Raw genomic sequence first — 21,691 nt, forward strand, 5'->3', positions numbered from 1 at the left:
TACCTGGCCGACCTCGGCCACGTCCGCTTCGCCGTGATCGCGCAGGCGACCGAGAACAACGACCGCGCGAGCGCCCGCCTTTCCGGCATCCGGGACGCACTCGCGATGCGCGGCCTTGCGGTGCGCCCCCAGCACCTGGCGATCGGCACCTGGACGATCGAGGAGGGGCGCAAGCTCTTCGCGCAGCTCATGGACACCGACCCGCGTCCCACTGCCATCGTCTGCGGCAACGCACCCTTGGCGGTCGGCGCCATCCTTGAGGCAACCGCACGCGGTGTCCGGGTGCCCGAGGACGTCTCGATCGTCGGATACGACGACATCGAGATCATGAGCCACCTGCCCGTACCCGTAACGACCGTGCGCGTCCCGGGAGAGGAGATCGGCATCCGCGCCGCGCGGTTGATCCTCGACCTCGTGATGGGCCGCAAGCCCGACTACCCGCTGGAAAGCGAGGCCGAGATCGTGCTGCGCGCGTCCTCGGGACCACCGCCCCGCGGGGGCCCCTCGCCGTTCCATGCCAACTCCGAAGGCTGAACCCCACGTGTTTTTCCCCGCTCCCACCCCGACGTTGACCGGCGCAACGCGCCTCGTAGGCATGGTCGGAAACCCGATCCGGCAGGCGAAGTCGCCCGAGAACTTCAACCCGCTGTTCGCGCGCCATGGCATCGACGCAGTCATGGTGCCGATGGAGATCGAGAGCGATCGGTTCGAAGCGGACATGCCGGCGCTCATGCGCCTCGCCAATCTCGACGGCGTCGTCGTCACGATGCCCTTTAAGGCCCGCATTGTTCCGATGCTGGACCATGTGGACGATTCGGCTCGCCGCGTCGGCGCGGTGAACGCCGCCCGCCGCAGGCCCGACGGCACTTGGGAAGGCAGCATCTTCGACGGTGTCGGACTCGTCGGAGCGGTGCGGACACTGGGTGTCGAACCCGCGGGCCTGCGGGTCGGGCTCGTCGGCGCGGGCGGCGCGGGCAGCGCCATCGCCTTCGCCCTCGCCGATCGCGGCGTCCGCTCGCTGAGCGTGACGGACCGGAACGCCGACCGGGCTGCGAGCCTCGCCGCGCGCGTCGCGTCAGGCGGCACCCCCGCCGAGCCCCGCGCGGCCCTAGACCTCGCGCAGCTCGACCTCCTCGTCAACGCCTCGCCCGTCGGCATGGGGCCGGACGACCGCTCGCCCGTCGACCTTTCCGGTCTGCACGAACGGCTCGCGGTCGTGGACATCGTGACGCGCCCGGCCACCGCCCTTCTCGAGGCCGCCCGGCGCGCGGGGTGCCGGGCCGTGGGAGGTGCCGCCATGGTCGCCGCCCAGACGGAGGCGATCGTCGAATTCCTCGGCATCGGGCCGAGCGAGAGCCGAACCACGGCTCAGACAAACTAGGGAGACGACATGAAACTCGTTCGCTATGGGGCCGCAGGGTCCGAGAAGCCGGGCATCGTGGATGCGCACGGGCGCGTGCGCGACCTGTCGGGCACGATCCGCGACATCGACGGCGAGACGCTTTCGTCGGAAAGCCTCGATCGCCTACGCGCGATCGACCCGGCCACCCTGCCCCTCGTCGAGGAGGGCGTGCGGCTCGGCGTTCCCGTCGCGCGCGTCGGCAACCTCGTCTGCATCGGCCTGAACTACACCGACCATGCCGAGGAAACGAACGCGCCCATCCCCTCGCAGCCGATCATCTTCAACAAGCACACGGGCGCCCTGAGCGGCCCCAACGACGACGTCATCCTGCCGCCGGGCTCCGTGAAGCTCGACTGGGAGGTCGAACTCGCCTTCGTGATCGGTCGCACGGCCTGGCATGTCGACGAGGCGGAAGCCATCTCCTACGTGGCGGGCTTCACCATCCTCAACGATCTTTCGGAGCGCGAGTATCAACTCGAATGGGAGGGTCAGTGGTCGAAGGGCAAGAGCTATCCGACCTTCGCCCCCTGCGGTCCCTGGCTGGTGACGGGCGACGAACTGGGTGACCCGCAGAAGCTCGATCTCTGGCTCGACCTGAACGGACAGCGCGAGCAGACCGGCACGACCACGCGGATGATCTTCACCTGCGCCCACATCGTCGCCTATGCGAGCCGCTTCATGAAGCTGGAACCCGGCGACATCATCACGACCGGGACGCCGCCCGGCGTCGGTCTCGGTCGCAAGCCTCCGGTCTTCATGAAGGCGGGCGACACGATGCGGCTCGGCATCACGGGTCTCGGCGAACAGCAGCAGACCATTCGGCCGCGTGAAGCCTGAGCGAATGCTCGCAGCTTCCCCGCAGGAGTGATCAGCGGGAGGAAGGGCTAGCAGCGCAGATGTTAGCGAGCTGTTCCGAGGATGGCTCCATGCCCTGCCCGCCCGTGAAATACCACACGTACCTACCTGTCTGCCTCTGCGAAAGCGCTTTGCGGAAGCAGACAGTCGGAATCCCACCCCCGTCCAGGCTCGAGCGGCGAGAGAATCAGCTGCCCGGAGGCAGCCGGTTAGGTTTCGACCCATTGCAGACTTCCCGACGCCCTTCGGCCTCGCCCCGGAAGCAATCGCTCTGGTCGGCGATGCCCTGCAGCCTCAGGAGGGATGCAACAAGTTCTTCCAGAGGCAGGTGAATCCGCTGGGTGCTCAGTTGGTCTGCGGATCGTCTGCCGAACTGGACCAGAGTGCGACGGGAAAGTGATCCGATCCTCGTTTCACGAAGCTAGACTGGGGCGGTATGCGGCAGGAAGCCGGTTTTGAAGGGAAGTTCGATGATGAATCGAGATCCTGTTTCTGCCCGATCCAGTCGAATCGTGCCGTGGTAAGCCTTCAGGAGGGCGACCACAATGCCAAGACCCAGCCCGGTGCCGCCGCTTTCGCGCCGGGTCGTGAAGAAGGGCTGGAAGATGCGATCGCGGTTCGCCTCTGAGATGCCCGTGCCATCGTCGCACACGCCGATCCGCACCTGGCCCCCCTGCCGTTCGACCGTGATGCCCATCCTCGTCGCCCCATGCCGGGCGGCGTTGTCGAAGAGATTCGCTAGGACGATGCCGAGGGCTTCCGTCGAAATGGCCAAGGGCATTTGCGCCGCCGCGTCGAGATCGATCGGCAGGGGCATCCGGGGTCCGAGGGTGGACAGAGCCTGCTCGACGCTTGTGGCTTCGTTCGTCGCCATGAGACTTTCGGCGCGCGTCAGTTCTATTAGCCGTCGCACTAGGATCACGAGCCGATCCGTATCGGCCAGCACGTTGTCGAGAAACCGACGACGCGTCGGGTCCTCCATGTCCATCCCTTCGTCGCGGACCAACTCGACGGCGCCCCGGATGGCAGTAAGCGGCGACTTCAGTTCGTGCGACAGGTGCGTGGCGAAGACCCGGATCGCGTCCGATCGGCCCTCAAGCTCCCGTGCCATGTCGAGGAACGCGTCCGAAAGCTCCGCCATCTCGCGCGTGCCTTGGCGGCGAAGAGGCTGAAGCGCACTCACATCGCCTGCCGCGATCCGAGCGGTTCGACGGCGCAATTCGTAAATGGGTCGCCCGATGGTGCGCATAAACACGAAGGCGATGGCGATGGTCGCGCCGCCCATCGCCAGCCCGGCCAGCGCCAGCTTGCCGCGCTCGACATAAAGGTGACGCAGGATGTTGTTGGGAGTGCGGGACAGGTACACGACGCCGACCAGCCGATCCTGCGAGACCACAGGCATCGCCACGAAGACGCGCAGTCGCGCTCCGCGGCTGATCGAATAGAGCGGGGGCGTCGGCTCGTCGGAGACCCGTCGGCGCAGGACGCTGCGATATCGACCGGAGAGAGCATCGTGCACCTCGTCGACCTCATCGAGCGACATGCCGACCTCATCCGCGCCTGCGATCACCGTGCCCCAGGGGTCGAGGAGGCGAAAGCCCGTCAGGGTCGAGCGCTGCGTCGCGATGAGGATGTCCGTCATGCCAGCACCCTTGTCGGCCAAGGGTGACGGCCGAGCCGCCGCGCGCGCCAAGGGCCGCGGTGACAGGATTGGATCGTCGGCAAGATCCAGGGCCGGCTCGACAGGACGGAACCGGCCGTGCCCGGGATCGGCGGAGACCGCCGCCGCCGGAGCGACAGGCAGCGTTGCCAGCACGGGATCATCGTGCAGTTCCTGGGCAAACACAGCACCCAGCGCAGCCCCTTGCGCGATCAGTTCGGCCTCAGTCTGGCGAATGAGCTGATTTTCGTAGAACCGGAACAGGACGAGGCTCGCGAGCGGGAGCGACAGGACCGCAAGCAGCATCAGGCTCACGACGAGGCTGAGCTGGGGGCGCCATTTCTCTCGCCCTTGCCGCAATGGCCTCACGCGCCGCAGCGCCCCAGCCGGAAGCCTGCGCCGTGAACAGTCTCGATGACGTCTGCGCCCCCGGCCTTGGCGAACTTGGCCCGGATGTTGCGGACGTGGCTGTCGACCGTTCGATCCGAGACGTGGACGTTCGAGGCGTGGCTGGCGTCCACGATCTGCTGGCGGGTCAGGACATGTGCGGGGCGTTCCAAAAGACGACGAAGGATGCCGAACTCCATGTTGGTCAGAACAATGCTCCGCTCCGAGAACGTCGTCGTGCGACCGGCCACATCGAGGCGCAGTCGGCCCTTCGACAGGACCAGCTCGGCGAGTTCCGTCGCTGCCGGAACCGTCCGCATCCGGCGCAGGATAACGTTGACGCGGGCCACAAGCTCGCGCGGGCTGAACGGCTTCGTGACATAGTCGTCGCCCCCGATTTCCAGCCCGAGGACCCGGTCGATCTCGTCGTCTCGCGCCGAGAGGAACAGGATAGGGACCGCCGAGGTCTTCCGGAGCTCCCGGCAGACCTCCAGCCCGTCGAGTTCCGGCATGCCGACGTCGAGAACCAGCATGTCCGTAGGGCGCTGGCGGAACCGCTGCAGCGCGGCGCGGCCGTCGCCCGCGACGTCGGTCGTCATCCCCGCCTTCTCCAGGGCGAAGCAGATGACCTCGCGGATATGGGGGTCGTCATCGACCACGAGGATGCGGGGCGCCATCAGTTCGATCCGGCAACAGGTGGAAAAAACGGCCCCATCGACGCGAGCGGAACCGAAGCGGGAGCATGGGTCTCCAGATAGCGGGAAAGCCGCCAGTTGCGAAAGGTCCAAGTCCGCCAGTCTCGCATCGAGAGGCGATGCTCCTCTGCCAGCGAGCGGCGCGCATCGCTCAAGGCCATCGCGGTGTAGCTGCGTATCGCGACATGCAGGAGGTACCGGTCCATGGCGGGGATCGCGGCAGGTCCGAGCGAGACGAGATGGTCGGCGTCCAGCCTGACGCCCTCGCCCGAAAGTTCCCGGCTGTGGGTGACGTTGAAGCCGGCGACGAGGGCGCGATCGTCCACGAAGCAGGAGCCGGCGACCACGATAGCAAGGACGCAGAGGTTCGCCCCCACCAGCCACCGGTTGGATCGTCCGCCTGCGATCCGAACGCAGATGAGGAGCAGCCCCACCGCGACGACGCCCATCCAGACGAAAGCCGCCAGACGCCAGTGGGTCAGAGCATAGACGTCGACGTAGAGCTCGAGGCGAAGCATCGCCGACAGGACCAGCACCACGTTCTGTCCGATCCAGAGGAAGACGAGGCCGCGGATTCGGCGATCGCCGGCAGCCTCCGCTCCAGGTCGCAGTGCGACCAGCACGAACGCTGCGGCCAGCAGCGCGGTGACGACCAGCATGTACGCTCCGCGATGGGCATAGGCCGCGCAGCTGATGCCGTCGGGAAGTTCGATGCCGCCCCAAAGATAAGAGGCATCGAGCAGCGTCTGAACCGCGAACACGGCATTGAAGAGGAGCAGAGCCCGGAGGATCGCCGCTCGTCCATAAACGTGCTGCGACCACAAGGGGGAATGGCTCGGGAGTGGCGCATCGCGCTGCGAGATGGTCTCAACAAGCGCAGAAACCTTGCGCGCGCCCACGCTCCGACGTTGGCGCGGACGCAGGAACGGCCATGTCAGCATCGCCGCCAACAGCCAGAAGCCGATACGGCCTGGAACCAGGAAGCCAACGATCCAAGAGAGATCGATGAGGCTGAGCCAGCGCTCGAGGATCGGATTACCCGCAGCCAGAAGCAACGCAAATCCGGCGGCGAAAACGAGAGGCATCAGCCAGACCAGCCAGACCTGGACAGACATGTGCTGAGCGGAGGCTCGCTGTTTGGCTCTTCGCTGCGCGAGGACACGCCGCCTGTTGTCGCGGGGCAGCGAGAGGGGCAAGGCGAGGAAGAAGCGGATGAGAGCCGCAGGCGCCTGACTGAAGGCCGGCAGACGTCCAGCTGCCGCCATTGAAAAGAGAGCGAGGCAAGCCGCCGTGAGGCCGAGCGACCTCAGATTGATGGCCTCCAACAGCGACGCGAAGCCGAGGAGGAGAAGCAGAACGGGCGTTGCAAGACTTCTGGAAAGGAAGCGGCGGTTGCAGACGAGGATCGCCGAGGCGAGAAGTGCTGCGAAGAGAGGCGCGGTAAGGCCGAGCGGACGGCCGAGATTGTCGAAGAACAGCGTGTCCGAGATGCCGGCCAGAAGAAGGGCGGCGATCGCGTAATCGCGCAGTCGCGGCTGGGAAGGACCGGTCGTCATCGGAGCCTCCCCTCGTCCAGTGCCGGTTCCGCCGGAGGCGACGGCGCGCCCGTCGGTGCGGCATCGCGGGGCGAAGGATCGGCAAGCCACCAACCGTCACGAAGGAGGCGGTCTGGGAGGGACGTGCCGGGCGGCGGGAAGCGGTGTCGGTTCGATCTCATGCCGTCCTTTTCGCCGCAAGGCAGGGAGGCCGTGTGCGCAGAGCGTGCAGATGATCAGAATTTACGTGCAGCAGATGTGTAGGCGCTTTACGGGCGCACGCTCGATCGTTCTCCTGGGCACCCCGCAGGTGCTGAACCAGAGCCGATGCGCCAATGGCCAACCGCCAGCTTTCAGGTCAATCGCGCCCGGAACCTGAGGGTAGCGTTTCGACCCTGTCCGGTTGCGGGCGATCGAGAAACCGGACACCTGGAAGCCGTCAGTCCGCTGCCGACCCCTGTTGGCCAATGAGCAATGCTGTTCGGGATAGCGTTGAACGGACGTCCATACCGTCGGACCGATCCGCCGTTTCGGAGTAAAAGCGCTGAGCGAACCGTCCTCAGCAAAGACCTAGAACTCGCTCCCCATTCGGGTCTTAGGCTACGTTCTGCTCGTGACGCTCTACGTCGCTGGTCTTTTCTCTTTGGTTATTTTGTGACAGCTGATGCAGCTTAGGTGACCCAAAGAACCTGGCAGCGACAACATGGAATGGCGGGCGATGGTCTCCGCCGTTCTGTTTTTACTTCTGGACGACGTGTCTCTTATCGTGCTGGCGACACGCTCGCGTAGGAGAAAGCGCGTTCGAGGCAGTGTCACCAAAACGGGGTTCACAGTCATGGGTCGATCCGATCCACCCTCCTGAGAAGAAGGTCGGCAAGCGTCGTCATGAACTGACGGATCACGAAAGGGCGGTGGTCGAACCGCTGTCGCCAAGGAATCGCCGCGGTGTGCCTCATGTGAACGAGCGAAGGGTGATCGACGGCATCCTCTGGCGGTTTCGGACCGGCTCGTCCTGGCGGGATGGGCCCAAGCGCTACGGCCCGTGCACCATTCTCTACAGCCGCTTCACCCGATGGCGCGCTGTTGGTGTCTGGGACCGGCAACCGGAGGCGGTGAGCCAAGTTTATGACGGCGACATCGTCATGATCGATAGCTCCTGCGGGCGTGTTCATCAGCATGGCGCCGCGGGCAAGACGGGGTGCCTGCCGATCCTTTGCTTGAGATATTCACGCAGCGGCCTGACGATCAAGATCCATGCCCTGCTGGATGCCGAGGGCCTGCCCATGCGTCTCGAATTGACCGCCGGGCAAGCTGGTGTGGTGGCCAAGTTGCTTCACGCCGTCGCGCCCAGATGCGAGGGTCGTCGCGGATAAGGCCTACTTTACCGACGGCATCCGGTCTTTCGTGGCTGCGCGAGACACCTGAGAAGCGCTCGATGCGCAAGGGCAGCTTCGCCCCCAGCCGATGGGTCTGTCGCCAGCGCAACCTCCTCGAGCGCTTCTACAAATGTCTCAAGCAGATGTGTGGTCTAACCACCCGCTACGACCGACGGCCCGGCAACCTGCTCGCAGCTCGCAGCCGTCCGCATCTGACTCAATGCGTGACGAGTGCGCTCCCGAACCGACCGGCACTCGGCCGCCCTGTATCAGTTCTTCCTCGAGGGGGTCGCCGGCCGGAGAAGCCTCAACCTCGGCGACGGCATCCATCCGAACGCGGCCGGCGTGAAGCGCATCGTCGACGGCATTCTCCCGGCCGTCGTTCGCGAACTGGATAGGCTCAAGGCGCGTCGCTCGCCTGCCGGGTGAGGTCAGCGCCAAGCGCGATCCGTGAGGCGGCGACGGTGATCGTCCATGGCGCCGGCGCCGGGCCACGCTAGCTCCCGACGCAGTCGAGAAGCCGCCCCGGGAGCCGCCGCATGATCGTGTTCGAGACCATCCTCGCGATGCTGGCGATTGGCGTCCTCATCCTCGGCCTCGCGCGGCGGCGGCACCTCCCCTACCCCGTCCTCCTCTCCGTCGCGGGGGTCGGCATCGCTCTGGCGCCGTTCCATGTCGAGTTCCATCTGGAGCCCGAGCTGGTACTGGCGCTCTTCGTGGCGCCCGTCCTCCTCGACGCCGCCTACGACACCTCGTGGCGCGACCTGAAGCGCAACTGGGGCGCGGTCCTAAGCCTCGCGCTCGTCGCGGTCGGTGTCACCACCGCCGCGGTCGCCCTCGTCGTCCACCTCCTCGTGCCGAGCATTCCCTGGGCGGCCGCCATCGCGATCGGGGCCATCGTCGCGCCGCCGGACGCGGTCGCGACGACGACCGTCCTGCAGGATGTGCGCCTGCCGCATCGCGTCTCGGTGATCCTGCGCAACGAGGCGCTCCTCAACGATGCCTCGACGCTCCTGATCTATCGCCTGGCGCTGGCCGCCGTCGCCTCCGGGGGAAGCATCGGCGCCGAGGTGATCGCGCCCGCCTTCCTGCTCTCGCTCGTCGGCAGCGTGGCCGCGGGGCTGGGGCTCGCATGGCTGGTCGGCAACATCACGCGGCGGATCGAGGACGCGCCCTCGTCGATCATCTTCCAGTTCGTCTCGACGTTCGGAGTCTGGGTGGTGTCCGAGCGGCTCGGCATGTCCCCGATCCTCTCGGTCGTCGCCTACGGCATGACGTTGGCGCGGCTTCCGGGAGCCTACCAGTCGGCAAGCCTGCGCATCCCGTCCTTCGCGGTCTGGGATACGGCGGTCGTCGTTCTCAACATCGTCGCCTTCCTCGTCATCGGCCTGGAGCTCGGCGCCGTCATCACGGCCGCACCCGAAGGCGAACTCGGGCGATGGGCCACCGTCGGCACAGCCGTCCTTCTTACCGTCATCGCGGTACGGCTCGTCTGGACGCTCGCGGCCGCCCTTTGGAGCCGTCGGCAGATCGATCGCCACGAAGGTTGGGACGTGGACGGGGTGCCCCCGGACTGGCGCACCGGCCTCGTCGTCGGCTGGGCGGGCACGCGGGGCATCGTCACCGTTGCGACGGCGCTGGCCCTGCCTGGCGACTTCCCTGAGCGCGACATGCTCCTGTTCTGCGCCTTCGCCGTCACGCTCGGCACCCTCGTGATCCAAGGGCCGACGCTGCGCCCCCTGGTGAAGGCGCTGAGGCTCGCCGACGACGGTCCCGTCGCACGCGAGGTCAGAACGGCGCGCGTCGCCCTCGCCGAAGCCGGCCTCTCGGCCACCCGCGACGACGCGGCGGCGGGCGCCGAGATCCTGCGGGAGGAACTGGAGTTCGAACGGCGTGTCGCGCAGGAAGCAACCGAGGGCGACGGCCGGCCGACACCGCCCGAGAAGGCGCTCCGGGCGAGGGTCCTTGCGGTGCGCCGGCAGCGGCTGCTCGCCCTTCGCCGGGACGGCATGATCGGTGACGACGCCTTCCACATCATCGAGGAGGAACTCGACCTTGCCGATCTCGCGACGGCGACGAGAACCTGACGGCGCACGGCTCGCTGCCGGTCTCCTGCGGTCCCTCGATCCGGCCGGACGAGAAGGTGGCACCGTGCCGTCCGGCGTGTCCGAACGCCGTCGTCAGTGGCGACGAGTCCGATCCGAACGGCACGCCGGCGCATCGAGGGTCGCCCGGTCGCGGCCGAGCATGAGCCGAGCGAACGTTTCGTTATCCGCTCGGTCCCGCGGTGCTGCAGTCGACGGGCGCGAAGCCTCGATCGATTGAACGCCGGTGGCGGGACCATGCCTCTAGCGCACGATGCGCCAGAGCTGCGTCGGCAGCGCGGCCGGGGCGTCCGGCTTGAAGAAGGCGCTGTCCTGAATGCGCGAGGTGGTGACGTAGACCGTTCCGTCCGGCTCTTCGGCGAGCGTGTCCGGCCAGCGCAGGCGCTCGTCCTTGACGAGGATGCGGGGCTCGCCGGAGGCGCCGGACGACAGGTCGCGGATCTTGACGGCGTCGTCCTGCGGCGCGGTGACGTACATGTCGCCGCTTTCGCGCCCGATGAGAAGGCCGTCCGCGACGCCGTTCCGGCCGACGGTCTCGACCTTCGCCGCGACGTCGACGCTCCCGTTCAGCGCCCCGACGAGCACGGCCGTCTCGATCCGGTAGAGCGTGTCGCCCTTGATCGCCTGCCAGTAGAGGTGCCGACCGTTCTTCGACAGGGCGATGCCGTCGGCCGAGAACTCGACGCCGCGCCCGTCGGGCCGGCGAAGCGGCTGGCCGTCCGCTTCCACGACGAGCCCCTTCTTCACCTGCGTCGAGGGGTCGCCGTCGAGAACGCGCACGGCCTTCCCGCTGTCGAGGTCGACCACGACGAGCGCCCCTCTCGCGCCGCTGTCGGTGATGAAGGCGTGACGCCCGTCCGGCGAGAAACGGACGTCGTTGAGGTAGGACCCCTGGGGCGCGACACTCTCGTCGAAGCGAAGCGTCTTCGTGGCCGCGTTGGTCGCGAGTTCGATGCGCACCAGCTTCGGGGCGCCCGGCACGAGAAGGCTTTGCGCCGGCGCGCCGGCGTCCCGCGCCCAGACCGAGCCGCGCCCGTCGGCGACGACGCTCTGAACGCAGACGAAGTGGTCGCCGGCCGACAGTTCGTCCTTCCGGGCGTTGCGCCAGGCGTTCCAGTCTCCGTTCGGATAAGGTCGGATCGAGCCGTCCTTGCCGACTTCCGCGACCGAGACGGGCGCGTCCTCCGTCCAGCGTGGGAAGTTGACGAAGATGCGCCCGTCCTCCGAGACGGTGACGCCCGTCACCTGATGGGGGAAGTCCGCGACCTTCTCGACTGTGGCTGGCGCGGTTTGCGCCGATGCGGGAAGTGCGACGAAAAGGACCGCGGCAGTCGACAGGGCGGCGGCGGTAAGGCGTGACAGAGGTTGGTTCATCGTCGTCTCGCTGGTCGGCCGGACGGTCCGGCATCGCTGGTCCGAGACGAACGCCCGAACCGCCATGTTCTCCCGGGGGTTCGCATCGGTCTTTCCAGAGCCGGCCAACGATGTCGCGGCATCACGTCCTGAATCACGCGAGCATTCCCGTTTGTCGTATTCCCGGTGCCCGCTGTGCCGCAGGATGGGCTCAGTCCGAGGCGGGATACGCGAACTCGGTGGAGCGGCGCCCGGCGATGGGATTGCTTCGCCGCGGCTTTCGTTCTCTCGGATCAAGAGGCGAGACGCCGAGGTGCTCGGGGTTGACCGCTTCGTTCAGGCCGGCTGGCCGTTACCGCCGGTCGAACCGAAGATCTGCCCCGTGGAGTAGCTGAGGAGCGGATCGGCGGCCGCGACGTAGAGGCCCGCGATCTCGGCCGGCTGCCCCGCGCGTCCCATCGGCGAGTCGCCGCCGAACATGCGCAGCTTCTCTTCCGTCGCGCCGCCCGACACCTGAAGCGGCGTCCAGAACGGGCCCGGCGCGACCGCGTTGACCCGGATACCGCGCGGCGCGAGTTCCTTCGCCAGCCCCTTCGTGAAGTTGAGCACCGCGGCACGGGTCATCGCATAGTGCATGATCTCGGGCGACGGGTTGCCGGCCTGCTCTGACGAGGTGTTCACGATGACCGCGCCGGCACCCATTCGCTCCAGCGCGGCTTTCGTCAGCCAGAACGGCGCGTAGACGTTGGTCTTCATCGTATCGTCGAACAGGTCCGACGAGATGTCAGCGATCGATGGCCGCGTCTGCTGCAGGGCCGCGTTGTTGACGAGAATATCGAGGCCACCCAGCTGGTCGGCCGCCTGCGCCACGAGGCTCCGGCAGAACGCCTCGGTCCGCAGATCGCCGGGAATGGCGACGGCCTTGCGCCCCTCCGCCTCGATCAGGGCGACCACTTCCTTCGCGTCCGGCTCTTCGGCCGGCAGGTAGTTGATGGCAACGTCGGCCCCTTCGCGAGCGTACGCGATGGCCGCGGCCCGGCCGATGCCGCTGTCGCCGCCGGTGATAAGCGCCTTCTTGCCGGCCAGCCTGCCCGAGCCCTTGTAGCTTGTCTCGCCATGGTCGGGCCGCGGGTTCATCTTCGAGGCGAGGCCGGGCCAGGGCTGCATCTCGGTGGGATAGGGGGGCGCCGGATAGGCGGCGGCACCCGGGGCGGTCGGGGCGGCGGGGGTGGCGGCCTCGGCCTGTGCGGACGCCCGCGTATTGGAGGCGAGCGTCACGGCGGCGCCGGCGGTCAACGCCGCTCCGGCCAGAAACGTGCGGCGGTTCGTATCGGTCATGGGGCATCTCTCCGTCTTCCAGAGCGAAGCCCGCAGCGAACCGATGGTTCCCGGTCGCATTTGCCGCATGTGGAAACGCCGCTTGCGCCCGAGCCCGCACGAGACCACCGCCGGCTCCGCCGCAAGCTGCTCAAGCCCTGCTACGGGCGCTCTCGCTCGCGGCGATACCGATGGATCGGGCGAAGCATTCCGTTAACGTGTCATAAAATTGGGTTAAATTCCTCCCTCGCCGGTTTATCCGGGGGCGATGAAATTCCGGCACTTCCCACGCCATCGAGTCTCGACTCCATCAACTGGCGAATGCGGAAATGATGATCACGGCCCTGTCCGGCAGCGAGCTGCCGGCGTTTCGATCGCTGAGGCGCATCGACCAGCAGATCGCCCTGTCCAAGGCCCGTCTGGCAACGGGCCTGCGGGTGACGAGCCCTTCGAGCGATCCCGCGACGTGGCGGGTTTCGACCGAATTCCGATCCCGGGCGTCCGCCCTCTCGGTGCTCCGCGCCGATCTCGACCGGGCCCATGTTCTGACGGCCCGAGGCGCGGACGGGCTGAGCCACACGCGAGAGGCCCTGCAGGCGCTCCAACTGCTGCTGGCGAAGGCGAAGAGCGATCCGGCGGAGCGATCCGCCCTCGACGCCGAATTGCGCTCCGCGGTCGAAGCGCTGCGAACGATCGCAGGGGAAGCGTCCGTTTCGGGAACCGGCATCCTCACGGGGTCGGCCGACATCCTGACGTTTCCAGGATCCCTCGAGACCGACCCCACGCGTTACGCGATCGCTCTCGACAAGAGCCGGACCGTCCTCTTCGGCATGGGATCGGGGGACGGCCTCCTCGAGACACCGTTCGATCTTTCGGGTCTGTCGGCAGTCGACAGCACCGGCGCGGCCTTGCCCGGCCTTTCGGGAGCGACGACGGATGATCCGGGAGCCGACGCCTTCTCCGTGCCGGCGAACGGGCTCGCCGGCACGAATGTCGGTGTCACCGCTGGCGTCGGCGCGCGGGATGCCACCGGCGCGTCCCTCCGCCTCGGCTCCCTCGATGCTGCAACGTTCGGAAGCGGCGACCGGCTGCAGTTCGATCTGACGGTGGATGGCGTGCGCCGGACCGTGACGGTGGCTCTTCCCACGGCCGCGAACGCGGGTTCGTTCGCGACGGCGCTGCAGGGCGCGGTCGACACGGCGATGGGCAGTGGCAGGGTGCGGGTCACCACCGGGACGGACGGCGCGATCACCCTCGCCACGGCCAGCACGGGAGCGGGCGCCAGTCTCGCCGTCGCGAACATCGCCGTATCGGACGGGAACGGAACCGTGACGGGCACCGGCGGCCTCAGTCCCCAATCGGCCTACAGTTCGACGCAGGCGACCATCGGCGGCCAATCTCGAACCTACGATGCCTTGGGCAGCTTCAGTCTGGCCGGCGTCGACAGCACCGATCGGCTGCGCCTGCAGATCGACGCCCTCGCCGGCGGTCAGGCCGGCTCCGGAACGATCAACGTCCAGCTGGCCGGGGTGACGGATACGACCTCCATGGCGGTTGCCATCAACGCCGCCATCGGTCGCGATCCGACCTATGGCGCGTATGTCGGCGCCACCGTCGTCGGCGGCGAGGTCGCCGTCTACCTGAAGATCAGCGGCAACATCCGGGTTTCCTCCATCACCGGCATCGACGGAAACGGCGCCACCGTCGGCGATAGCGGTCTGCGCCCTGGATCGTCGAGCGGAACCGCGGCGGTGAGCGGAACACGCGCGGCCTTCACCACCGGGTCCGACTTCGAGGGGCCGGTGACGATCGCAGACGGCGGAACACTGCGCTTCGATCTCGTGCGCAACGGCGATCCCACCACGGTCACCATCACGAAGGCGGACGTCGACAATGCGCTGGCCTCGGATGCCGGCTACGGTCCGTCGAGCGGAACGATCGCCGATGCGGCGGCGCTGGCGCGCGTCGTCGCGGAGGCCATGCGACGCGCCGGGATCGGCGACGTGTCGGTGGCCGCGTCGGGTCGGCGGCTGCAGTTCACCGCGACCGGCCCATCCGCCGATGGCGACACGCTCGAACTCCGAAACGTCCAGTCACCGATCGTCGCCGCAACGCAGGCCACTCTGACGACCGGCAGCGATCTCGCCGGACCGCTGGTTCTCGACGAAAGCCAGTCGATCTCCTTCGAACTCTCGGTGGACGGGCGACCCGGAACCCTCGTCACGCTCGACCGCGGCACGATCGAGGCGGCTCTCGGCACGGACGCCGGATTTTCCGCTGGGCGGATCGAGGACGCGGATCAGCTCGCCCGGGTCGTGCGGCAGGCCCTCGCCGAGGCCGGGGTGGCGGGCGTGGACGTCGCCGCCTCTGCGAACCGGCTCCGGTTCACGAAGGCCGTCGCGGGCAGCGGCAGCCTGGCGCTCGCCGGCGTCACCCTCCGCTCCGGCTCGGCGCTTCCCGCAGGCACCACGCTCATGACGCTCGATCGGACCGTCGAGGCCCTCGCCGCCCTGGACGACGGTCGCTTCCTCCAGCATGTCGACGCCATCGCCTCGAACATCGCCGTGCTCGTCGCGCGGGTGATCGAGGCGGAGGATTACGTCGGGCACGTCGGCTCCCAACTTCGCATCCAGTCAAGCTTCAGCGCCCGTCTGGAAGGCATCTATCGGGACGCGTTCAGGACGATGGCGGAGGTCGACATGAGCGCCGAACAGGCGCGGCTGAAGGCGCTGGAGGTGCGGCGCGAACTCCTGAAACGCGCCCTGTCGATCATGGACGGGTCGAGACAGAACCTGCTCCTGCTGTTCCAGGACTGGGCACCCGCGGGTCAGGCCCGGTAGCGCTCCAGGCGGCGGCATGCGAGGCCGTCCTGCCTGTCCGGTTGGCCCTTGCGTGCGACGGGCCAGCGCGACTCCGATGCAAGGGCGGGCACGACGCGCCCACCGATCGTGAGTTGCCCGAGGGGGGGACCTCCGGCGTGCGGGAGGGGGGATCGCCGACGGGTCCAGCGAGGCGGTCGCGCTCGTCCATCGCAAAACGCCGTGCCGGGACGAGAGGGCCGGATTGGCCGGCGCCGCCCGCCGCTTCGCGTGCCGACGAACGATCACGAGCAGACGACTGTGACCTCGACGCTGCGGATACCAACCGTAACATTTCGTCACGCCGGTGACGCCCTTCGGCCGCAGGTGGCGCCTACCCCTTGGCCCGACCAGATGGGGACCGCGAGGGGACATGGACCAGAACACAGACAGGGCGCTGCCGTCGAAGGGCGAGGTCGCGTTCCGCTTCGTTGCGTGCACCATGATTGCGCTCGCCCTCTACTACACGCCGGAGCTGAAATGGTCGTCCGGCGCCCCGGACGCTGCGACGGTCCAGGCGGACACCATGCCGGCCGCATCCGGCCGGGATGCGTCGCTCGAGGCCTGCGTCTCGCCCGATCGCCGCAGCCTTCTGATCGACGCGGCGATGAGGGCGAACTGAACCATGGGGCCGCTGAGCAGCTTCGCCCGCCGCCTCCTCGTTCAGGCGATCGTCTCCGGCACCGTCATGGCCGGGCTCCAGGTCGCCGCGCGCTTCGGACCGGAGGTGTTCCCGCCGCAGCGAACCACTGCGCGCGAGGAGCCGGCATCGGCCCCGACGCGGACGGCCGCCTTCATCCGTCCCGCCGCCGCGCACGTATCCGCTGACCGCTTCGCAGAGGACCCGACGCGCGCGGACGTGCGGGCGGGACGCTTAGCCGTCTGGCGGCAGCGCGACGCGAGGGCCGGCGCGGTTCCGCCCCGCCGGCTCGCCTCAGGGAGAACGGATCCGGGGCTCGGCGACGTCATGCTGTTCGACCGGTGCCGGCCGGACTGCGAATCGCGCGATCCGCTGCTGGCGTTCAACAGGCGGCCGGCCGCGACGGCGCCGGCCCCGATGACCGCGGCGAGCGATGGTCTGGACGACATCGCCGTGTCCGCCGTCGCCTCTCTGCCGGAGGTCGAGGGCGACGAAGCCGCAGCCCCGCGCGACGGGATCGTCGCGGCAACGGCGCGGGGTGGGCTCTCCGTCGCCCGGCGCCTCGTCGACATGGCCGACAGCGTCATCGGCTGGTAGGCCGGTCATCCGTCGGCGGCGGCAAGCGAACCTCCTGCCGCAGCCCTCCTTGCGGGCGGTTGGCGAGGGTGATCCGGCCGCCCTGCCGCTCGATGATCTCGCGCGCGATCGCAAGGCCCAGCCCCGCCCCGCCCGTCGTCTTCTGGCGCGCCGGATCGACACTGAAAAACGGCTCGAAGACCCGGTCCATGAAGGGGGCGGGAATGCCGGGGCCGTCGTCCTCGATCGCGATCAGGACGGCGTCCGCCTCGCGACGCACCGCGACCCGGGCGCCGCCTCCATGCCGGGCGGCGTTTTCCACGAGGTTGCGCAGCGCCCGCTTGAGGGCGATGGGCTGCGCCTCGACATCGGCCTCCACCCGGCCGGTGGCGGTCGCGTGCAGCCCGATGTCGGAGAGTTCCCCGACGATCGCCGCGATCATTTTTCCCAGCGCGACACGCTCGAAGGAGGACGGGTCCGTCTCCTCCCGCACGAGGCGGATGGCGCTGTCGGCGATCGCGTCGAGCTCGGCGAGATCGCGCAGCCAGCTTGCGCGTTCCGCCTTGGGCAGGAACTCGGCCCGGAGGCGAAGCCGCGTCATCGGCGTGCGAAGGTCATGACCGGCCGCCGCGATGAAGCGCATGCGCCCCTCGTAGGCGGCCGAAAGCCGCGCCGACAGGGCGTTGAAGGAGCGGGCGATCGACCGCTCCTCCGGCGTCCCGCGCTCGGGAATCGGCGCCAGCGTGCCGTCCGTGCGAACGCTCGCAATGATGTGCTCCATCAGGCGGACGGGCCGCAGGATGCGTGCGGCGATCGGCACCGCGATCGCGATCGCGCCGAGGATCACGAGGAGGCCGTAGCTCGCGAGCGGCCAGACCGGCGACGGCGGGCCGCTCGGCAGGGCCATGCGGACCCACTCCGTGTCGGTCACCGGGAAGGCGACCTGCCGCGTCCGCTCGCCGGTCGCCTCGACGACCGCCGGCAGCGTGCTTCCGACCGAGCGGAGCGCGCCGACGATGTCCGCCGTGCCGTCCGCATCGACGCCGGCCGAGGGCGGCGGTGGAGCGAGCGTGAGGCCCGCGTCCCGCGCCCGAGCGGGCGAGCCGTCGACGAGCCGGGCGACAGCGACGACGGCATCCGCTGCGCTTCGGGCCCGCATGCCGTCGTCGGGACCGTCGACGACGAGGGCGGTCGCCCCGGCGGCCAGAACCACGACCGCGACGATGGCCGCGACGAGGAGCCCGATCAGGCGCGCGCGCAGCGACATCAGGGCTCGTGCGCCTCGCGCACGACGCGCGCGGTGAGCTGGTAGCCGCCGTTGCGCACCGTCTTGAACAGCTTGAAGACGCCGTTGTCGCCGAACTTGCGGCGCAGCCGGCTCATCGCGACGTCGACCGTGCGGTCGAGCGGATCAGTGGGCGCACGCCCGTAGAGATGCTCCGCCACGGTGTCGCGCGACAGGAGCCGGCCGGGGCGATCGAGGAAGATGCGCAGGAGGTCGAACTCGGAGCCGGTGAGCGGAATGTCCCGCCCTTGCGGGTCGAGCACCGAGCGGGAGACGGGGTCGGCGACATAGCCCTCGAAGCGATAGGACACCTCGGGCGGCGTCCGCGCGGCGGCATCGCCCGGCGGGCCGTCCCCCGCGTCCTGCCGGCCTTGCCGTCGCAGGACCGCACGAATGCGGGCGACGAGCTCGCGCGGGTTGAACGGCTTGCCGAGATAGTCGTCGGCCCCGAGTTCCAGACCGATGATCCGGTCGACGTCTTCCTTCAGGGCCGTCAGGAGGATCACGGGCAGCGACGGCCGGTCGTGGCGCAGGCGGCGGCAGACGTCGAGGCCGGAGCCGTCGGGCATCATCACGTCGAGCACCACGAGGTCGATCCCCCCGGCGGCCACGGCCCGCTCGCACTCGCGCGCGCCGGACGCCAGCGCGACGCCGAACCCCTGCCCCTCGAGATAGCGCCCGAGGAGCTCTCGGATGTCGGCGTCGTCGTCGACCACCAGAATCGTCATGCAACCGTCCGCAGCCTGTTCGGGGAGCCCGGCCCCCGAGGCAACCACTACGCCACGGAGCGGAAACGACAAGCTGCGCGGCGCCGATCGGACGGCGTCAGGCGGGCGCGGTCCCGCCGTCCTAAAGGCCGTGCTCGCGAACACGACGGTCGCCGAGAGCGTCACCTGCGGCCGTAAGGTGCGCCGGGTTCCGCTGGCCGAGCGCGTGGCCCTTCGCCTTAGGACTGTCGTCGGCATCTCGAATCTCGCGCGCCGCCGCACCTGCGAAGCGTCGGGCGGCCAGCGGCAAACCGTCGGCGCTCGACGTGGCGCTGTGTGAGGGCAACGGTGTCCCGGGTCCATTCCCGTTCGTCCCGCCGGCCGACGCTCCCGGCCGCCGGTAGACCGTCAGTCACGCGAGGTTGACGGGATCATGCGGAAAGGCGCCCTGCCATAGCTCGGACCGGAAACGGACGAGAGCACGGGCGAAAACGTGCCGTCTTCGTTGTGTTCGTTGCCGGGCTCGGTCGGCGAGGCCTCGACGGCGGCCACCCCGCTCCAGGGATAGAGTGGGCAGGCAGCCCCTTTCCGGCTCGAACGTCGCGGCGGCCCCGCCCGGAGTCCGCGTCCGCCGCGGACGGGGCTCTAAGCCTTCCCCGTTTCTGCCGCTCTCAGCGTCCCGCCTTCGTGGCCGAATGGAAGTCGGCGGGCTTGTTGGCGACCCATTTGACGAACCGCGCGACCGTCTCGTTGTCCGTCAGCGGAATCCCGCCCTGCGCATGACGGACCAGTTCGCTGGCCGAGAAATTAGCGTCGATCGTCTCCCGGCAGATGGGATGGACGGGAACGGTGTCGCGACCGCCCCGGCTCTTCGGTATCGGGTGGAACCGGTCGACGGTCTTGCCGAGGTCCCGCCCGCAGAGCCAGCACGGCTCCGCCGGCTTGGCGTCCGCGGGCGTCTCCTCCTGCCAGACGTCGTCCCGCCGCTTGCGTGCCATCCTGCGCTTTCCCGACCTTCGAGCCAGATGCGACGCCCCCACGGTCGTCGTCGCTCCACCAGCCACCGATGCCGCGCACCCCGGCCGTTCGTCAAGACGACAGCGAGACACGTTGCGATGCGGGAAGCTCCAGCCGGGACGCACGTCGCAGGCTTGCCGACCTGATAGAATCGAAAGCCGCATGCCGCACGATCGGCCATGGCGTCGCAGGCGCCGGCAAATGGGATATGATCGACCGCCGGCTGCGTTGGGGATCGTGATCTGTCGATCACGGCTCGGTGAACGGTTTCGTCGGGTTCCTTTATCGGCTCCAGCACCAGCGAGATTCCGATGCCGTTCGACGCCCCCGTCAAGCTCCTGTCCGTCGCGACCGCCGTCCCGCCCCACGTCATCGGCCAGCGGGAGGCGGCGGAAGTCGCGCACCGCAGCTTCGTCGACCGGTTCGACGACTTCGAGCGGCTGGTGAAGGTGTTCGAGAGCTCCGGCATCCGGAAGCGCCATGCCGTCCGCCCCCTCGAATGGTACCCGCGCGCCATCGAGTGGCCTGAGCGGACCGGCGCCTATCTCGAGGCCGCGTCCGATCTCTTCGTCGACGCCGCACGAAAGGCGCTCGACGCGGCGGGTCTCGCGCCCGGCGACGTCGACGCCGTGGTGACCGTCTCCTCGACCGGCATCGCCACGCCGAGCATCGAGGCGCGCGTCGCCGGGCGGATGGGGTTTCGCGACGACATCGAGCGCATTCCGGTGTTCGGTCTCGGCTGCGCGGGCGGCGTGTCGGGCCTGTCGATCGCGTCGCGGCTGGCGGCCGGGCGCCCCGGGAGCCTCGTCCTTCTCGTGGCCGTCGAGATCTGCACGCTCGCCTTTCGCCTGGACAAGCTCACCAAGGCCAACATCGTGGCGACCGCTCTCTTCGGCGACGGTGCGGCGGCCTGCCTTCTGCGCGCGGGCGACGGTGGGCTCGCCACGATCGAGGCGAGCGGTCAGCACACCTGGCCCGACACTTTGTCGATCATGGGCTGGGACGTGGACCGTCAGGGGCTCGGCGTCATCTTCGACCGGGCCATTCCCCCGTTCGCACGCGACAACATCGCGCCGGCCATCGACGCGATCCTCCAGCGCAACGGCCTCTCGCGGGGCGATATCGACCGCTTCGCCTGCCATCCCGGCGGCACCAAGGTCATCGAGGCCCTCGAAGCCGCCTTGTCGCTCACGCCGGGCGCGCTGGACGACGAGCGGCACATCCTTGCCGAATACGGCAACATGTCCGCCCCGACCGCGCTCTTCGTCCTGGAACGGCTCGCCGGGTCGGACGCCGGATTGCCCGGGCGCACGCTGCTGACGGCCATGGGTCCCGGCTTCACGGCAAGCTGCGTCTCCCTGACGAGAACGCCATGACGGCGGCGATCCTTCTTCTCGCCTTCGTCACCCTGGAGCGGCTCGCCGAACTCGCACTGGCGCGCCGCAACACGGCCGCCCTTCTCGCCCGAGGCGCGCTGGAGTTCGCACCGGGCCACTATCCCCTCATCGTCGCGCTCCATGCCGCCTGGCTTGCGGGCCTCTGGTGGCTCGGCCGGGACCAGCCGCTCCACGAGGGCTGGCTGGCCCTCTTCGCGCTCCTCCAGATCGCCCGCGTCTGGGTCCTCGTTACGCTCGGCCGGCGCTGGACGACGCGGATCATCGTCCTGCCCGGCGCTCCCCTCGTTCGGCGCGGGCCCTATCGCTTCCTGTCCCATCCCAACTACGCCGTCGTGGTCGGCGAGATCGCCGTCCTGCCCCTGGCGCTCGAACTGCCCCTCTACGCTCTCGCCTTCTCGATCCTGAACGCCGCGGTTCTGGCCGTTCGCATCCGCGCGGAACAGGCGGCCCTCGAGCGGAACGCCCGTGCCCGGGACGCCTGACGACGCGGCGGCCGAAGCGCGGCCGGCGCCCTCAACGGCGGCGA

At 68.8% G+C, this 21,691-nt stretch carries 18 protein-coding genes and 1 pseudogene; 11 read left to right on the forward strand and 8 right to left on the reverse strand.

The window, feature by feature from the left end; all coding sequences use genetic code 11:
- From QZ753_RS06305 to QZ753_RS06315, 3 genes are all read left to right on the forward strand, one after another.
- Window positions 1-534: substrate-binding domain-containing protein (locus QZ753_RS06305; RefSeq protein WP_294641990.1), on the forward strand; the 534-nt coding region annotated here is incomplete at its 5' end.
- A gap of 61 nt (window positions 535-595) precedes the next feature.
- On the forward strand, window positions 596-1,381 hold the full coding sequence (locus QZ753_RS06310) for a shikimate dehydrogenase (protein ID WP_294641992.1): 786 nt from the start codon (window positions 596-598) through the stop codon (window positions 1,379-1,381).
- Between the two features lie 9 nt (window positions 1,382-1,390).
- Entirely contained in the window at window positions 1,391-2,239 is an 849-nt protein-coding gene (locus QZ753_RS06315) for a fumarylacetoacetate hydrolase family protein (protein ID WP_294641994.1), read from the forward strand.
- A 439-nt stretch (window positions 2,240-2,678) separates the two neighbouring features.
- Here the strand turns inward: QZ753_RS06315 and QZ753_RS06320 are convergent, their stop codons facing one another.
- From QZ753_RS06320 to QZ753_RS06330, 3 genes are read right to left on the reverse strand one after another with little or no spacing between them, the layout of a single operon-like run.
- Window positions 2,679-4,223: an ATP-binding protein gene (locus tag QZ753_RS06320; RefSeq protein ID WP_294641996.1), complete on the reverse strand. Its 1,545-nt coding sequence runs from the start codon at window positions 4,221-4,223 to the stop codon at window positions 2,679-2,681.
- Between the two features lie 59 nt (window positions 4,224-4,282).
- Window positions 4,283-4,981: a response regulator transcription factor gene (locus QZ753_RS06325; protein WP_294641998.1), complete on the reverse strand. Its 699-nt coding sequence runs from the start codon at window positions 4,979-4,981 to the stop codon at window positions 4,283-4,285.
- Window positions 4,981-6,555, reverse strand: a complete 1,575-nt coding sequence (locus tag QZ753_RS06330) for a DUF4173 domain-containing protein (RefSeq protein WP_294642000.1) — start codon at window positions 6,553-6,555, stop codon at window positions 4,981-4,983. Before QZ753_RS06330 ends, QZ753_RS06325 begins: the two co-directional genes overlap by 1 nt.
- Window positions 6,556-7,382: 827 nt before the next feature.
- On the opposite strand from QZ753_RS06330, the pseudogene QZ753_RS06335 reads away from it, so the two are divergent.
- The 3 genes and pseudogenes from QZ753_RS06335 to QZ753_RS06345 all read left to right on the forward strand — a co-directional run.
- Window positions 7,383-8,107, forward strand: a pseudogene (locus tag QZ753_RS06335) (IS5 family transposase); the annotation flags it as partial.
- 34 nt (window positions 8,108-8,141) lie between these two features.
- Entirely contained in the window at window positions 8,142-8,339 is a 198-nt protein-coding gene (locus tag QZ753_RS06340; RefSeq protein WP_367171496.1) for a hypothetical protein, read from the forward strand.
- A gap of 110 nt (window positions 8,340-8,449) precedes the next feature.
- On the forward strand, window positions 8,450-9,997 hold the full coding sequence (locus QZ753_RS06345) for a sodium:proton antiporter (RefSeq protein ID WP_294642001.1): 1,548 nt from the start codon (window positions 8,450-8,452) through the stop codon (window positions 9,995-9,997).
- 261 nt (window positions 9,998-10,258) lie between these two features.
- Here the strand turns inward: QZ753_RS06345 and QZ753_RS06350 are convergent, their stop codons facing one another.
- Both QZ753_RS06350 and QZ753_RS06355 read right to left on the reverse strand, forming a co-directional pair.
- The gene (locus QZ753_RS06350) at window positions 10,259-11,389 is read right to left on the reverse strand and encodes an L-dopachrome tautomerase-related protein (RefSeq protein ID WP_294642002.1); all 1,131 of its coding nucleotides are present in this window, start codon (window positions 11,387-11,389) and stop codon (window positions 10,259-10,261) included.
- 315 nt (window positions 11,390-11,704) lie between these two features.
- Entirely contained in the window at window positions 11,705-12,706 is a 1,002-nt protein-coding gene (locus tag QZ753_RS06355; protein ID WP_294642003.1) for an SDR family oxidoreductase, read from the reverse strand.
- Window positions 12,707-13,014: 308 nt separating this feature from the next.
- Between QZ753_RS06355 and QZ753_RS06360 the strand changes: the two genes are divergently transcribed.
- The 3 genes from QZ753_RS06360 (at window position 13,015) to QZ753_RS06370 (ending at window position 16,780) form a co-directional block, all read left to right on the forward strand.
- Window positions 13,015-15,525, forward strand: a complete 2,511-nt coding sequence (locus QZ753_RS06360; RefSeq protein ID WP_294642005.1) for a hypothetical protein — start codon at window positions 13,015-13,017, stop codon at window positions 15,523-15,525.
- A gap of 391 nt (window positions 15,526-15,916) precedes the next feature.
- Window positions 15,917-16,165, forward strand: a complete 249-nt coding sequence (locus QZ753_RS06365) for a hypothetical protein (RefSeq protein ID WP_294642006.1) — start codon at window positions 15,917-15,919, stop codon at window positions 16,163-16,165.
- A gap of 3 nt (window positions 16,166-16,168) precedes the next feature.
- Complete coding sequence (locus QZ753_RS06370) at window positions 16,169-16,780, forward strand: hypothetical protein (RefSeq protein WP_294642008.1); 612 nt, start codon at window positions 16,169-16,171, stop codon at window positions 16,778-16,780.
- On the opposite strand, the gene QZ753_RS06375 is transcribed toward QZ753_RS06370, so the two are convergent.
- From QZ753_RS06375 to QZ753_RS06385, 3 genes are all read right to left on the reverse strand, one after another.
- Window positions 16,767-18,026, reverse strand: a complete 1,260-nt coding sequence (locus QZ753_RS06375) for an ATP-binding protein (RefSeq protein WP_294642009.1) — start codon at window positions 18,024-18,026, stop codon at window positions 16,767-16,769. The two genes, QZ753_RS06370 and QZ753_RS06375, sit on opposite strands and share 14 nt — an antisense overlap.
- Complete coding sequence (locus QZ753_RS06380) at window positions 18,026-18,772, reverse strand: response regulator transcription factor (RefSeq protein WP_294642012.1); 747 nt, start codon at window positions 18,770-18,772, stop codon at window positions 18,026-18,028. Before QZ753_RS06380 ends, QZ753_RS06375 begins: the two co-directional genes overlap by 1 nt.
- Window positions 18,773-19,422: 650 nt before the next feature.
- Window positions 19,423-19,749 (reverse strand): hypothetical protein, encoded by a 327-nt coding sequence (locus QZ753_RS06385; RefSeq protein ID WP_294642014.1) that lies wholly within the window; start codon window positions 19,747-19,749, stop codon window positions 19,423-19,425.
- A gap of 330 nt (window positions 19,750-20,079) precedes the next feature.
- On the opposite strand from QZ753_RS06385, the gene QZ753_RS06390 reads away from it, so the two are divergent.
- Window positions 20,080-21,144, forward strand: coding sequence for a type III polyketide synthase (locus QZ753_RS06390; RefSeq protein ID WP_294642015.1), 1,065 nt, complete (start codon window positions 20,080-20,082; stop codon window positions 21,142-21,144).
- Complete coding sequence (locus QZ753_RS06395; protein WP_294642018.1) at window positions 21,141-21,647, forward strand: isoprenylcysteine carboxylmethyltransferase family protein; 507 nt, start codon at window positions 21,141-21,143, stop codon at window positions 21,645-21,647. The genes QZ753_RS06390 and QZ753_RS06395 overlap by 4 nt, the downstream gene beginning before the upstream one ends.
- The last annotated feature ends 44 nt before the right edge of the window (window positions 21,648-21,691 follow it).

The organism is uncultured Aureimonas sp., from assembly GCF_913775355.1.
GTDB lineage: Bacteria > Pseudomonadota > Alphaproteobacteria > Rhizobiales > Rhizobiaceae > Aureimonas.

Coding starts and splice junctions, on each gene's coding strand:
- QZ753_RS06390 (WP_294642015.1), top strand. CDS start 20,080: ATGCCGTTCGACGCCCCCGTCAAGCTCCTGTCCGTCGCGACCGCCGTC.
- QZ753_RS06315 (WP_294641994.1), top strand. CDS start 1,391: ATGAAACTCGTTCGCTATGGGGCCGCAGGGTCCGAGAAGCCGGGCATC.
- QZ753_RS06370 (WP_294642008.1), top strand. CDS start 16,169: ATGGGGCCGCTGAGCAGCTTCGCCCGCCGCCTCCTCGTTCAGGCGATC.
- QZ753_RS06375 (WP_294642009.1), bottom strand. CDS start 18,026: ATGTCGCTGCGCGCGCGCCTGATCGGGCTCCTCGTCGCGGCCATCGTC.
- QZ753_RS06320 (WP_294641996.1), bottom strand. CDS start 4,223: ATGCTGCTTGCGGTCCTGTCGCTCCCGCTCGCGAGCCTCGTCCTGTTC.
- QZ753_RS06355 (WP_294642003.1), bottom strand. CDS start 12,706: ATGACCGATACGAACCGCCGCACGTTTCTGGCCGGAGCGGCGTTGACC.
- QZ753_RS06310 (WP_294641992.1), top strand. CDS start 596: ATGGTCGGAAACCCGATCCGGCAGGCGAAGTCGCCCGAGAACTTCAAC.
- QZ753_RS06325 (WP_294641998.1), bottom strand. CDS start 4,981: ATGGCGCCCCGCATCCTCGTGGTCGATGACGACCCCCATATCCGCGAG.
- QZ753_RS06385 (WP_294642014.1), bottom strand. CDS start 19,749: ATGGCACGCAAGCGGCGGGACGACGTCTGGCAGGAGGAGACGCCCGCG.
- QZ753_RS06365 (WP_294642006.1), top strand. CDS start 15,917: ATGGACCAGAACACAGACAGGGCGCTGCCGTCGAAGGGCGAGGTCGCG.
- QZ753_RS06395 (WP_294642018.1), top strand. CDS start 21,141: ATGACGGCGGCGATCCTTCTTCTCGCCTTCGTCACCCTGGAGCGGCTC.
- QZ753_RS06330 (WP_294642000.1), bottom strand. CDS start 6,555: ATGACGACCGGTCCTTCCCAGCCGCGACTGCGCGATTACGCGATCGCC.
- QZ753_RS06350 (WP_294642002.1), bottom strand. CDS start 11,389: ATGAACCAACCTCTGTCACGCCTTACCGCCGCCGCCCTGTCGACTGCC.
- QZ753_RS06345 (WP_294642001.1), top strand. CDS start 8,450: ATGATCGTGTTCGAGACCATCCTCGCGATGCTGGCGATTGGCGTCCTC.
- QZ753_RS06380 (WP_294642012.1), bottom strand. CDS start 18,772: ATGACGATTCTGGTGGTCGACGACGACGCCGACATCCGAGAGCTCCTC.
- QZ753_RS06360 (WP_294642005.1), top strand. CDS start 13,015: ATGATGATCACGGCCCTGTCCGGCAGCGAGCTGCCGGCGTTTCGATCG.